Source organism: Roseibium sp. ROS1 (assembly GCF_054658215.1).
Window position 1 is genome coordinate 209,099 of record NZ_BAAGIG010000001.1, and the last position, 13,668, is coordinate 222,766.

9 protein-coding genes are annotated in these 13,668 nt (G+C 59.9%); 8 read left to right on the forward strand and 1 reads right to left on the reverse strand.

Annotated elements, in window-relative coordinates; all coding sequences use genetic code 11:
• Positions 1-21 precede the first annotated feature (21 nt).
• The 6 genes from tilS (at position 22) to serA (ending at position 9,283) form a co-directional block, all read left to right on the forward strand.
• Positions 22-1,290, forward strand: a complete 1,269-nt coding sequence (tilS, locus tag ACYQ6M_RS00960) for a tRNA lysidine(34) synthetase TilS (RefSeq protein ID WP_370199712.1) — start codon at positions 22-24, stop codon at positions 1,288-1,290.
• A 169-nt stretch (positions 1,291-1,459) separates the two neighbouring features.
• Positions 1,460-3,379 carry an ATP-dependent zinc metalloprotease FtsH gene (gene ftsH, locus ACYQ6M_RS00965; protein WP_023003435.1) on the forward strand — a complete coding sequence of 640 codons (1,920 nt, stop codon included), beginning with the start codon at positions 1,460-1,462 and terminating at the stop codon, positions 3,377-3,379.
• Between the two features lie 186 nt (positions 3,380-3,565).
• A complete protein-coding gene (gene glmM, locus ACYQ6M_RS00970; RefSeq protein ID WP_023003434.1) occupies positions 3,566-4,909 on the forward strand; it encodes a phosphoglucosamine mutase in 1,344 nt (447 codons plus the stop codon).
• Positions 4,910-5,341: 432 nt separating this feature from the next.
• Positions 5,342-6,163 (forward strand): outer membrane protein, encoded by an 822-nt coding sequence (locus ACYQ6M_RS00975; protein WP_168685347.1) that lies wholly within the window; start codon positions 5,342-5,344, stop codon positions 6,161-6,163.
• Positions 6,164-6,439: 276 nt separating this feature from the next.
• Positions 6,440-7,618, forward strand: coding sequence for a phosphoserine transaminase (locus tag ACYQ6M_RS00980; RefSeq protein ID WP_460071614.1), 1,179 nt, complete (start codon positions 6,440-6,442; stop codon positions 7,616-7,618).
• A gap of 78 nt (positions 7,619-7,696) precedes the next feature.
• Entirely contained in the window at positions 7,697-9,283 is a 1,587-nt protein-coding gene (gene serA / locus ACYQ6M_RS00985) for a phosphoglycerate dehydrogenase (protein ID WP_023003430.1), read from the forward strand.
• Positions 9,284-9,441: 158 nt separating this feature from the next.
• Here serA and ACYQ6M_RS00990 read toward each other — a convergent pair whose 3' ends face one another.
• Positions 9,442-10,338, reverse strand: a complete 897-nt coding sequence (locus ACYQ6M_RS00990) for a DMT family transporter (protein WP_460071616.1) — start codon at positions 10,336-10,338, stop codon at positions 9,442-9,444.
• Positions 10,339-10,655: 317 nt separating this feature from the next.
• On the opposite strand from ACYQ6M_RS00990, the gene ACYQ6M_RS00995 reads away from it, so the two are divergent.
• Positions 10,656-11,927, forward strand: a complete 1,272-nt coding sequence (locus ACYQ6M_RS00995; RefSeq protein ID WP_077291776.1) for an MFS transporter — start codon at positions 10,656-10,658, stop codon at positions 11,925-11,927.
• A 283-nt stretch (positions 11,928-12,210) separates the two neighbouring features.
• On the forward strand, positions 12,211-13,503 hold the full coding sequence (locus ACYQ6M_RS01000; protein ID WP_023003427.1) for an adenylosuccinate synthase: 1,293 nt from the start codon (positions 12,211-12,213) through the stop codon (positions 13,501-13,503).
• The last annotated feature ends 165 nt before the right edge of the window (positions 13,504-13,668 follow it).

Sequence of the window (13,668 nt, forward strand, 5' to 3'; positions counted from 1 at the left end):
TTTTCCAATCTGGCGCTGGCAGTGTCCGGCGGCTCGGATTCCCTTTGTCTTCTTGTCCTTTTCGATGAATGGCGCAAACGCACCGGCTGGCAGGGTGCCGCCGAAGTGCTGTGTGTGGATCATCAACTCCGGCCCGAAAGCGGTCGGGAGGCGGAATTCGTTGCGACGAATGCGCGCGCGTGCGGCCTTGCCTGCACGGTGTTGCGCTGGACCGGCACCAAACCGGCTGCAAACCTCCAGGAAGCGGCACGCATTGCCCGTTACCGGTTGATGGCAGCGCGTATGCGGGACATCGGCGCGGAGGCGCTTGTTCTTGGTCATCACCTTGACGATCAGGCGGAAACTTTTCTGGACCGTCTGACCCGGGGGAGCGGCGTTACCGGCCTCAGCGGGATGGCGGCTGACGAAGGCGGCGGTCCGGAAGGTCTGCGCTTGCTGCGTCCGCTCCTGAGTGTTTCGAAATCCGACCTCGAGGCAACGCTTGAAGAGCGCGGCCGTTCCTGGTGCACGGATCCTTCGAACCGGAACCCGAAATACAAGCGCAGCCGGCTCCGCGCCATCTTGTCGCTGTTGGCCGAGGAGGGATTGAGCGCAGAGCGTCTTGCGCAGACCGCTGCCAATATCCGCCGGGCGCGGGAAGCCCTGGAGCGGACCGCCGATGACCTGGTCGCTCGGCTGATCACCGAGCACCCGGCAGGACCCGCGCGCCTGGAGCGTGAAGCCTACGGCGAGCAGCCGGAAGAACTCCGTCTCCGGCTGCTCGTCTATCTGATGGCGCGTGTCTCGGGCAAGAATTCCCGACCAAGACTTGCCAGGCTTCAGGCTCTGGACGGGGTTCTGATGTCCGGTGAGGCGAAGCGTCAGACCTTTCAAGGATCGGTTTTCGACGCAGACGCAAGCGTCATCAGAGTGTGGAAAGAGCCGGGGCGCGAGCCGCCGGGCATTCTCACGGGTCTTGCTGGAACCGGCACATGGGATGGCCGCTTCCTTTACCGGGTCCCCACACGTTCTGTTGGCGAAAGTGATGCCCCCTTGTGCCTGGGGCCGCTGATGAACGCGCCTGTAGCGTCCCGGGAAATCGACTGGCCGGCGGGCTGGCCCAAGGCCGCCTTCGACTGCGCGCCGGTCCTGTGGCGGGCAGGGGAGATCCTGACCCCGGCTTCCGCAACGGCTGTTTTGACCATTGGCAATTCCTGCAGCAGCGCAGATTTGAATTTGGAGCGAATGCCGATCCAAGGTAAATTGCCGGATAACTTTATGGACAATGAGGACACAGACGAGGAAATCTGAGGTTTTCCCCATCTGGAACATCTGTTAGAGGTCCGTGCTTAAGAAAATAGTCAGCGCATCTGCGCAACTATGGCGCACCGCCTTGGCAGCGGGCTTTGGGCGACCTATCTTCGCTCTAAAGAAACGTAACCGCGTGCAGTTAGTCGCGTTGGGCGGTTAAGGAAACGAAATGAACGCACATTTTCGCAACTTCGCTCTCTGGGTGATCATCGCCCTGCTATTGATCGCATTGTTCCAGCTTTTTCAAAGTCCCGCGCAGCATGGCGCAACGAATGACATTGCTTATTCGGACTTCATGAAGCAGGTCGACAACGGCGAGATCCGATCGGTCATCATTCAGGAACAGAAGATCACCGGTACCTACAGCAGTGGCAGTGCCTTCCAGACCTACGCTCCTGACGGCGCGCAATATGTCGATGAGCTGCGCAGCAAGGGCGTCTTGATCAATGCCCGCCCGCCGGCGGAAAGCTCTCCGTTGCTTGGTGCGCTGTTCTCCTGGCTGCCGATGCTGATCATCCTGGGTATCTGGATTTTCGTCATGCGCCAGATGCAGGGTTCCGGCGGCAAGGCCATGGGCTTCGGCAAGTCCAAGGCGAAGCTGCTGACCGAGGCACACGGCCGGGTAACCTTCGAAGACGTGGCCGGTATCGACGAAGCCAAGGAAGACCTTCAGGAAATCGTCGAGTTTCTGCGCGACCCGCAGAAGTTCCAGCGTCTTGGTGGCCGGATCCCGCGCGGTGTTCTGCTGGTTGGCCCTCCGGGTACCGGTAAGACGCTGACCGCGCGTGCGGTTGCCGGTGAAGCCAACGTTCCGTTCTTCACCATTTCCGGTTCCGACTTCGTGGAAATGTTCGTCGGTGTGGGTGCGTCCCGCGTCCGCGACATGTTCGAACAGGCCAAGAAGAATGCTCCGTGCATCATCTTCATCGACGAAATCGACGCGGTCGGCCGTCATCGTGGCGCCGGTCTCGGCGGCGGTAACGACGAGCGCGAACAGACGCTCAACCAGCTGCTGGTCGAGATGGACGGTTTCGAGCCGAACGAAGGCATCATCATCATCGCCGCGACCAACCGGCCGGACGTTCTGGACCCGGCGCTGCTGCGCCCGGGCCGTTTCGACCGCCAGATCGTGGTGCCGAACCCGGATATCACCGGCCGCGAAAAGATCCTGAAAGTGCACATGCGGAAAGTTCCGCTGGCACCGGATGTCGACGTCAAGACGCTGGCACGCGGTACACCGGGCTTTTCCGGTGCGGACCTGATGAACCTCGTCAACGAAGCCGCGCTTCTGGCTGCCCGCCGCTCCAAGCGCCTGGTGACCATGGCAGAGTTCGAAGACGCCAAGGACAAGGTCATGATGGGTGCGGAACGCCGTACGCTGGTGATGACCGAGGAAGAAAAGAAGCTGACCGCCTATCACGAAGCCGGTCACGCGCTGGTGGCTCTGCACCAGGAAGCTTCCGATCCGATCCACAAGGCGACCATCATTCCGCGCGGACGTGCGCTTGGCATGGTCATGCGCCTGCCGGAGAAGGACCAGGTGTCGCTTACCCGCGCCAAGTGCAAGGCCGACCTTGCCGTTGCCATGGGTGGCCGCGTCGCCGAAGAAATGATCTTCGGCTACGAGAAAGTGACTTCGGGCGCGTCCGGCGACATCCAGATGGCCACCAAGCTGGCCCGCGCGATGGCGACCCAGTTCGGCATGTCCGACAAGCTCGGTCCGCTGCTTTACGGTGAAAACCAGGAAGAAGTGTTCCTGGGGCATTCCGTGGCAAAGAACCAGCACGTTTCCGACGAAACCCAGAAGATCGTCGATGCGGAAATCAAGTCCTTCGTCAACCAGGGCTACGAAACCGCCAAGAAGATCCTGGGCGACCACGAAGACCAGTTGCACACCATCGCCAAGGGACTCCTGGAGTACGAAACCCTGTCGGGTGACGAGATCAAGGGTCTGCTCGATGGCAAGCCGCCGGTGCGCGACACGGACGACGACCAGCCGGTCGGCCGGTCGTCCGCGGTGCCGACCGCCGGTGCCAAGCGTGGCGGCGACGAGGCCAGCGGTGGCATGGAGCCGCAGCCGCAGTCCTGATCGGTTCCGACATTCTGAACAACCCAGATGCCCGGCCTGCGCCGGGCATCTTCGTTTGCGGTGAAAGAACAGGGTTGCCAGCCATCAGGGAATGGTAACAATTGCTCACATATTTTGAATCGTGACTTCGGCTGATTGCGTTACAAAGAGCGCAACCAAGACAGATAGATCAGCAAGGCATATTTGATGCGCAAGTTTTTCGGCACCGACGGCATCCGCGGTCAGGCGAACAGCTATCCCATGACCGCCGAGATGGCGTTGAAGGTTGGCATGGCCGCCGGGTTGGCTTTCAAGAACGGCGGGCACCGCCACCGGGTGGTTATCGGCAAGGACACCCGCCTTTCCGGCTACATGCTGGAAAACGCCCTCGTGGCGGGCTTCACTTCGGTCGGCATGGATGTGTTCCTGCTGGGCCCGCTGCCGACGCCCGCGGTCGCCATGCTGACACGCTCGCTCAGAACCGATCTCGGTGTGATGATCTCTGCCTCGCACAATCCGTTCCAGGACAACGGCATCAAGTTCTTCGGACCGGATGGCTTCAAGCTCAGCGACCAGATCGAAAAGACGATCGAAGAGCTGATGGAAAGCGACCTGACATCCCGTCTGCCGAGCGCCAGCGAGCTAGGCCGTGCAAAGCGGATCGACGGTGCGCAGCAGCGCTATATCGAATTTGCCAAGCGGACGCTGCCAAGGGAAATGAGCCTGGAAGGTCTGCGCGTCGTCATCGATTGCGCCAACGGGGCTGCCTACAAGGTCGCACCCGAGGCGTTGTGGGAGCTGGGTGCGGATGTGATCACCATGGGTGTCACGCCGGATGGCTTCAACATCAACAAGGAATGCGGCTCGACGTCGACCGATGCCTTGTCCCGCAAGGTGCATGAAGTGCGCGCCGACATCGGTATTGCGCTCGATGGCGATGCGGACCGGGTCATCATCGTCGATGAAAACGGCTCAGTGGTGGATGGCGACCAGCTGATGGCTGTGGTGGCGCAGTCCTGGCAGCAAAGCAACCGCCTGTCCGCGCCGGGGATCGTGGCGACGGTCATGTCCAATCTCGGACTGGAGCGATACCTTCAGAGCCTCGGGCTTGGCCTTGCACGGACCAAGGTCGGTGACCGCTATGTGGTCGAGCATATGCGTGCCAACGGCTACAATGTCGGCGGCGAGCAGTCCGGCCATATCGTCCTGTCCGACTTTGCCACGACCGGCGACGGCTTGATCGCGGGCCTGCAGGTTCTTGCGTGCGTCAAGGATCAGGACAAGCCCGTGTCGGAAGTCTGCCGCCGGTTTGAGCCCGTACCGCAGATCCTCAAGAATGTGCGCTACAAGGGCGGCAAGCCGCTTGAGCAGGACCTGGTCAAATCCGCGATCGAGGATGGCGAAGCCCGCCTTGGCAATTCCGGCCGCCTCGTGATTCGAGCTTCCGGCACCGAACCGTTGATCCGCGTGATGGCGGAAGGCGACGATGCGGAGCTGGTCAAGCAGGTGGTCAATGATATCGCCGGCGTGGTGGCGACAACCGCGGCCTGATCGGCGAGACAGCAAGTGATAAGAAAAGCCGCCCATGTGAGGCGGCTTTTTTTGCACCCTTTTCCGAGGACAGCCCCGGATGACACCTGGGATGCAGGCTCGAGACAGGGCGACCGGATGCCACTTTCTCGAAAAGTCCTAACAAGTTTCTGAAAACGTGGCGATAGGTGGATCCTCGGTTCCGCTTTCTGTTTCACTTAACCGGGGTGACAACAAGTGGCTCTGGCACTATGTCCCCGGCCTGCCTGATAATTTTGCACGCCTGTTTCTGATCTTTCGATGTTTCTTCGGCTGTTAAGGTTTCCTTAAGGTAAAAAAACGCGGTTAAAGAACAGAGTTAAGTCACAATTAATGAATTCCCGTCAGTATGCTTTCAAGTTTGATGTGTCCGGCATTGGTTAACGCGGACGCTCTCTGGAAAAGGACGAGGACATGGACAATTTCTTTAAGCGTTTGTCTTTGACCGGCTTTGCTGTTGCGCTTTCCACTGCTGCATATGCCGCGGATTTGCCAACCCCGGTCATCGAGCACATCCCGGAAGTCCCGGCCGTTGGTGGTTGGTACCTGCGTGGTGATATCGGATACAAATTCTACAACGATCCAAGTGGCAGTTTTAACGATCCGGTGATCGGAGACCTGCGATTCCAGCGCGAGTCCATGGATGATGCCTGGATGATCGGGGTTGGTGTCGGTTACCAGTTCAACGACTATTTCCGTTCTGATGTCACGATCGACTACGAAACCTCGGCAAATGTTAAAGGTTACGCAGTTTGCGGCACTTGTGCGGGTGGTTTTTCGACAGAATCAACTGATGTCGACGTCTGGACTGTCATGTTGAACGGTTATGTTGACCTAGGCACATGGAACCGCATCACACCATATGTTGGTGCCGGTATTGGTGCTTCCTACGTGACTACCGACAACACCTATTCGATCAACCCAGGTGGTACTGGTCGCACGGACTATGACGGATCACATAGTGAATGGAACTTCGCATGGGCACTTATGGCCGGTGCGTCCTACGCTGTTACCGACAACTGGGCAATCGATGCAGGTTATCAGTATCGCGATCTCGGTGATGCCAAGACTGTCAAACTTCATGATGCGGGTACCGGAGAGACTCGCGTTGAGTGGGACGACCTGACTGCGCACGAAATTCGGCTCGGTGTTCGTTACAACTTCGGTGCTGGCGCTCGTGTTCCAGCCGGCCCGGTCTACTACGAGCCGCAGGGTCCGATCACCAGCAACTTCTGATCTTCCGATCAGCGAATTTGAAAGGCCGGTCAATCGACCGGCCTTTTCCTGTTTGCGCCCACACTTTCCCTTGAGTTTTCTTGAGCCAAGCGACGCCAATCCTGATTTCAGGTGCGGGTGGCTTGTCTCAGAGAACGCTTCCGGAAGGCGAGGGGGCGTGACCGAATTTTTCCGTTCACCCGTGATTTGAATTGACCAAAGGTCAGGAAGGTCCTATCCCCATAGGTGGGCCACCTCTCCCCAACGAGAGGCAACTATCTGCGAGGGTAGACAGATATGACAGACCTCACCGCCAAGCCGGACGTGCGTCCGGCCAATCCCAATTTTTCTTCTGGTCCCTGTGCCAAGCGTCCCGGCTGGTCGCTTGAGGCCTTGGGCGATGCGCCGCTCGGGCGGTCTCACCGCGCCAAGCCCGGCAAGGCCAAACTTGCCGAAGCCATCGAGTTGACCCGCAAGGTGCTGAACGTGCCGGACGGATATCGGATCGGTATCGTCCCGGCGTCCGACACCGGCGCTGTCGAGATGGCGCTCTGGTCGCTGCTCGGTGCACGTGGCGTCGAAATGCTCGCCTGGGAAAGCTTCGGCTCCGGCTGGGTTACCGACGTCATCAAACAGCTCAAGCTCGATGATGCCCGGGTCCTGGAAGCGCCTTACGGCGAACTGCCGGATCTTGCCTCGGTCGATTTCTCCAAGGACGTTGTTTTTACCTGGAACGGCACCACTTCCGGCGTCCGTGTTCCCAACGGCGACTGGATCCCGGCCGATCGCGAAGGCCTGACCATCTGCGATGCGACTTCCGCCGCTTTTGCGCAGGACCTTGCGTACGATAAACTCGACGTCGTGACCTTCTCCTGGCAGAAAGTGCTGGGCGGGGAAGCTGCACATGGCATGCTTATCCTCAGCCCGCGCGCGGTCGAGCGTCTCGAAAGCTATACGCCGGCCTGGCCGATGCCGAAGATCTTCCGCATGACCAAGGGCGGCAAGCTGATCGAGGGCATCTTCAAGGGCGAGACCATCAACACGCCGTCCATGCTCTGTGTCGAGGACTATATCGACGCCCTCAAGTGGGCCGACGGCCTGGGTGGGCTGTCTGGCCTGCGTGCACGCGCTGATGCGAACCTCAAGGTGCTTGCCGATTGGGCGGAAAAGACCTGCTGGGTCGATTTTCTTGCAGTTGACCCGGCAACACGGTCGAACACGTCCGTCTGCCTCAAGGTCACGGATCCGGGCATTCTTTCGCTCACTGCAGACCAGCAGGCCGCCTTTGCCAAGGCTCTTGCCGGTACGCTCGACGCTGAAGGCATCGCCTATGACATCGGCGCTTACCGCGATGCACCGTCCGGTCTTCGGATCTGGGCCGGCGCGACCGTCGAGACGAGCGATCTTCAGGCCTTGACCCATTGGCTTGACTGGGCATTCCAGTCGGAAAAAGCGAAGCTGCCCCAGGCCGCCTGAGCCTGTTCATCCTTCAACGACAACAGTCCCGGGCGGTGCGCTGCCCGGATCGTTTCTCGTATTCAAGGAGAGGCTCCAATGGCTCCCAAGGTACTGATTTCCGACAAGCTGTCGGACGCTGCCGTGCAGATCTTCAAGGATCGCGGCATCGACGTGGACTTCCTGCCGGACGTCGGCAAGGACAAGGAAAAACTGCTGGAGATCATCGGAAAATACGATGGTCTGGCAATCCGTTCGGCCACCAAGGTTACGGAAAAAATCATTGCAGCGGCTGAAAATCTGAAGGTGATCGGCCGTGCCGGGATCGGCGTCGACAATGTCGACATTCCCAAGGCGACCGCGCGCGGTATCATCGTCATGAACACGCCCTTCGGCAACGCGATCACCACTGCCGAACATGCCATCTCGATGATGATGGCGGTTGCGCGCCAGATCCCGGCGGCGGATGCCTCGACCCAGGCAGGCAAATGGGAGAAATCCCGTTTCATGGGCCGTGAACTTACCGGCAAGACGCTAGGGTTGATCGGTTGCGGCAATATCGGCTCTATCGTGGCGGACCGGGCCATCGGCCTGAAGATGAAAGTGATCGCCTTCGATCCCTTCCTGACGCCGGAAAGGGCCGTTGCGCTAGGTGTCGAGAAAGTCGAGCTTGACGGCCTCTTGTGCCGGTCCGACTTCATCACACTGCACACACCGCTCACCGACAAGACGCGCAACATCATCGATGCCAAGGCCATCGAGAAGATGCGCAAGGGCGCGTATCTGATCAACTGTGCCCGAGGCGGGCTTGCGGATGAGGCGGCAGTGCGGGCGGCCCTGGACGCCGGCAAACTCGGCGGGGCGGCGTTCGACGTCTTTGTCGAGGAACCAGCCAAGGAAAACCTGCTGTTCGGCGCACCGAACTTCGTCTCGACGCCGCACCTGGGTGCTTCCACCACGGAAGCCCAGGAAAACGTTGCGCTGCAAGTGGCAGAGCAGATGTGCGACTACCTGCTACAGGGCGCAGTCCGCAACGCACTCAACATGCCGTCCATCACTGCCGAGGAAGCACCCAAGCTGGTGCCGTTCGTGCGTTTGGCCGAACAGTTGGGCTCTTTCGCGGGGCAGCTGACGGAGACCGGCATCGAAGGGGTTCGCCTGGAATATGCCGGTGCCGTTGCCGAGATGAACGTGCAGGCGCTGACTGCAGCTGCCTTGACGGGGCTGCTGACACCGCTCCTGCAGACGGTCAACATGGTTTCAGCGCCCATCCTTGCCAAGGAACGGGGCATGAAGATCGAGGAAATCCGTCGCGAAAAAGACGGCGCCTACGAGACCTACATGCGCCTTACGGTGATCACCCAGCGTCAGGAACGTTCGGTCGCAGGCACGGTCTTTGCCGACGGAAAACCGCGGATCATCCAGGTGAAGGGCATCAACATGGAGGCCGAGCTCGGCCCGCAGATGCTTTACATCACCAACGAGGACAAACCGGGCTTCATCGGACACCTCGGGATGGAACTCGGCAACAGCGGCGTCAACATCGCGACCTTCCATCTCGGCCGTCTGGCCCCCGGGGACGATGCGATCTGCCTTGTGGAGGTGGATGGCGACGTGTCTCCGGAGGTTCTGGCACGGCTGGAGGCCGTTTCCCACGTCAAGCAGGTCAAGGCTCTGCATTTCTAGAATGGCTGGCGTTCGACGGAACGCCCGCTGATCCGCTATCCGGTCAAAAAGGGTGCGTGCCCCTAATCGCGCCTTCCGGATGTACGTCAGGTGCAGCCCAAGTTCCTGGCGCTTGAGCCTTCTGCCTTTTGCAGAAGGCTCCTTTTTTTCCAAACCGATCAGACTGCCGGCGCGCGGCGCTTTTTGAGGATGCGTCCGTCAAGAACGACGAGGCCTGCCAGCAGCACGGCAAATCCGCCAAGCTGAAGCACACCCAGATTTTCTCCCAGGATCAGCCAGCCGAAGAAGAGAGCGCTTGCCGGGACAAGGAGCGTGACCAGCGAAGCGTTGGTCGCGCCAGCTTCGGCCAGAATCTGGAAATAGATCAGGTAGGCAAGGGCGGTTGCCAATACGCCGAGCGCGAGCACATTGAGCCAGGCCGTCAGGCTGGGATCGGCCATGGTCCAGTTACCGGCAGTCAGAAGAGCGACCGGCAGCATGAGGGTGGTCGAGCCGAGCAACTGACCCGTTGCCGTCACTTGCGGCGGCAGCGTCTTGAAGCGGCGGGCGAAGGTCGCCGCGCAGGCATAGGAGATCGCGGCACCCAGGCAGCAAAGCTGTGCCCACAACGGGTCGCTCGCAAGGCCCGACAGGCTGCTCCACAACATGATGGCGACACCTGCAACACCCAGCATCACACCGGCAATCCTGTTGCCCTGAAGCGCTTCCTGTTTCGTCAGCAGACCAGCCACGATCACCGTGAAGACAGGCGTCGTTGCATTCAGGATGGATGCGAGGCCCGCACCGATTTCTGTCTGTCCGAGAAACAGGAGAGAGAAGGGAATGGCGTTGTTCAGCAGTCCCATGACCAGAAACGGCACGGCATATTTTTTCTCCAGCCGGTTCAACATGCCACGATGCCAAAGGATCATCAGCAGGACCGTGCAGGCAATGGAAACACGCAGGAATACGAGAACAAACGGCGGAATTTCGGCAACGGCCACCTTTGCGAACAAAAAGGAACCGCCCCAGATGGCGCCAAGGACGGTCAGCATGATCCAGTTACGAAGTGGCATTGCACGATCTCTGATTGAGTGATGTCTCTCAGGTATCACCCCACCGGAAGGAAGAACACCCGAAACGCGAGTAGAGGACTGGTCGCTTGTGAGGATGGGGCGTAATGCTTCGGGGCGCCCCTTGTTCGTCGGGCCGCCGAGACGGGTGAGGTGAAGGTGGGCATTGTCCGGGCTTCCTTCATGCATTCGACGACGAATTGCGGCCGCCTGTCCGTTTTGTCTGTGCAAGCGTCGGTCCTGGGCTTGCGCAGTCGGTTCACTCCGGCAACAGTATCGAGGCCGCGTTTTCTTCGGCTGCTCGGAAGAGTTCTTCATTCATGACCCAGGTTGCCCCCGCAGCGGATTCCAGATCGCTTGCCGGACGTTTGACACCGTTGCTGGTTGCCGCCGCTTGCCTCCTGGGTGCGAACGGACTTTCCGTGACAATGATTTCGGTGCGCGCCAAATCGGAAGGCATGTCCGATGCGCTCATCGGGTTGCTGGGGTCGTGCTATTTCGGCGGCATGATCGTCGGTGTGCTGCTGACACCGTTTCTGATCGCGCGGGCAGGGCACATTCGCGTCTTTTCCACGCTGGCTGCAATCAGCGCCATCGCCATTCTGGCGATTGCCTTCACACCTGCCGGCTGGCTCTGGATGGTCGTGCGTCTGGTGAGCGGGGCGGCTTTTTGCGGCACGACGATGGTTCTGGAAAGCTGGCTCAATTCCATCGCCACCAATTCGTCCCGCGGGCGGATCCTTTCCGTCTACCGGATAGTCGACATGATCGCCGTCATGGGCAGCCAGTTCATGCTGCCCGCGTTCGGTCCGCTTGGTCCGGATATTCTGATCGTTCTGGCCATCCTGTTCTGTTTCGCGCTGGTGCCGATCTCCCTGACAAGTGAGCGCAATCCCGCAGCGCCGCCCGCGCGGTTCTTCGATCCGCTCATGTTGTGGCGCGTGTCTCCGGTCGCCCTTGTCGCCGTCTTCACCATTGGCCTCACAAACGGTGCGTTCCGCATGGTTGGCCCGGTTTATGCGGAAGGAATTGGGCTGGGGCTTGAAACGGTTGCCGCGTTCATCGCGATCTGGGTCTTTGCCGGGGCGATCTTCCAGTATCCCGCAGGCTGGCTGTCCGACCGGCTCGACCGGCGTGTGGTGCTCGGTGTCTTTACCGTCGGTGCCGGGCTGGCCTGTCTCTTCATTTCGGGGTCTTCGACCCGGCTGGAGCTTTTTGCAGGCGTCTTCCTGTTCGGCGGATTTGCCCTGCCGCTCTATTCCCTTTGTGCGGCCCATGCCAACGACAATGCCGAGCCGGGGCAATTCATCGATGTGGTGGCGGGGCTCACGCTTGCCTATGGCGTCGGCGCCATGGCGGGGCCGTTCATTGCCTCACTGGTGATGGAGCAATTCGGCCCCTCGGCCTTCTTTCTCTATACCGCCACGCTGCACCTGTCGCTCGTGGTGTTCATCTTCGCGCGGATCGTCAGCCGGGACGCTGTTCCTGCAAGCAAGCGGCATCGCTTTGTCTGGCTGCTGCGCACGTCGCCGATGATTTTCAGGCTTGCGCGCAACGACAAGCCGGATGCAGGTGAGCCACCGGCTAAATAATCTGCCGTCGCGACATTGCCGCAAATGCAGTCTAATCCGGGAAAAGTCCGTTCAGGTGCACGGTATGACTGGTCAATTGTCACAGGGGTGACCGGGCCGATCAGGAGAGCTGGCAAAAAAACCTGCTTTTGGCTCTCAATCTCCCTGCGGAGACTCGCATGAGCAGGGAAACCTGTCTATAGTCCGCGCCGTTTGCCCCGGTCCGGTTGCCGGGGCTTGTCGTGTTGGCGCCCCGGACAAGTTTCGGATGGTGCGGAAGCTGCTTCAGGAGAGCAAAGTCTAGATGGCGAATGTGGTTGTTGTCGGTTCGCAATGGGGTGACGAAGGCAAAGGCAAGATTGTCGACTGGTTGTCGGAACAAGCCGATGTCATCGTAAGGTTCCAGGGCGGGCACAATGCCGGTCATACCCTTGTCATCGACGGTGTCAGCTACAAGCTGTCTCTCCTGCCGTCCGGGGTTGCACGCGAAGGCAAGCTGTCCGTCATCGGCAACGGCGTCGTGCTGGATCCGCATGCGCTGGCAGAGGAAGTCGAACGCCTCAGCAAGCAGGGCGTCGTGGTGACGCCGGAAAGCCTGCGTGTTGCCGAGAACGCAACGCTGATCCTGTCTCTGCACCGCGAGCTTGATGCGTTGCGCGAGAATTCCAACACCGGAACGCGCATCGGCACCACCAAGCGCGGTATCGGACCGGCGTATGAAGACAAGGTTGGCCGCCGCGCTATCCGTTTGATGGACCTGAAGAATCTTGCCACTCTGCCAGCCAAGATCGACCGCTTGCTGACGCACCACAATGCGCTGCGCCGGGGTCTTGGCCAGGATGAGGTTTCCGCACAGGCGATCTACGACGAACTCGCCAGCGTTGCGGACAAGGTCCTGCCCTACATGGACAAGGTCTGGTACTTGCTGGACGATCTGCGCCGTCAGGGCAAGCGTATCCTTTTCGAAGGTGCACAGGGCGCGTTGCTCGACATCGACCACGGCACCTATCCCTTCGTGACGTCGTCCAACACGGTCGCCGGCCAGGCTGCGGCAGGCAGTGGCCTTGGCCCGAATTCGATCAACTATGTGCTCGGTATTACCAAGGCCTATACGACACGCGTCGGTGAGGGCCCGTTCCCGACCGAACTGAAGGACGAGATCGGCGAGTTCCTCGGTACGCGCGGCCATGAGTTCGGTACGGTTACCGGCCGCCGCCGCCGCTGCGGCTGGTTCGACGCTGTGCTGGTGCGCCAGACCGTCTGCACCTCGGGCATCACCGGCATCGCGCTGACCAAGCTGGACGTTCTGGACGGTCTTGATGAAATCAAGATCTGCATCGGTTACGAACTGGACGGCGAACGCATCGATTATCTGCCGGCTTCGCAGGGTGCCCAGGAGCGCGTGAAGCCGATTTACGAAAGCCTGCCGGGCTGGAAGGAATCGACCGAAGGTGCTCGCACCTGGGCCGATCTGCCGGCGCAGGCGATCAAATATGTGCGTCACGTCGAAGAACTGATCGGTGCTCCTGTCGCTCTTCTGTCGACAAGTCCGGAACGGGACGACACAATTCTTGTGCAGAATCCCTTCCAGGATTGAGATCTGTGACGTTAGAAGCACATTATTAAGGACTGCGGTTGCGTGCTGCGAATCACCGCACGCAACCACCTTTCGTTTTCGGCGTTCCATGTGTGTGCCGAACAAACAATCTGTGTTAGGAAAAGGGTACTGCGAGGTTCTCTGTCGCGGCGAAGTTATTGAAGA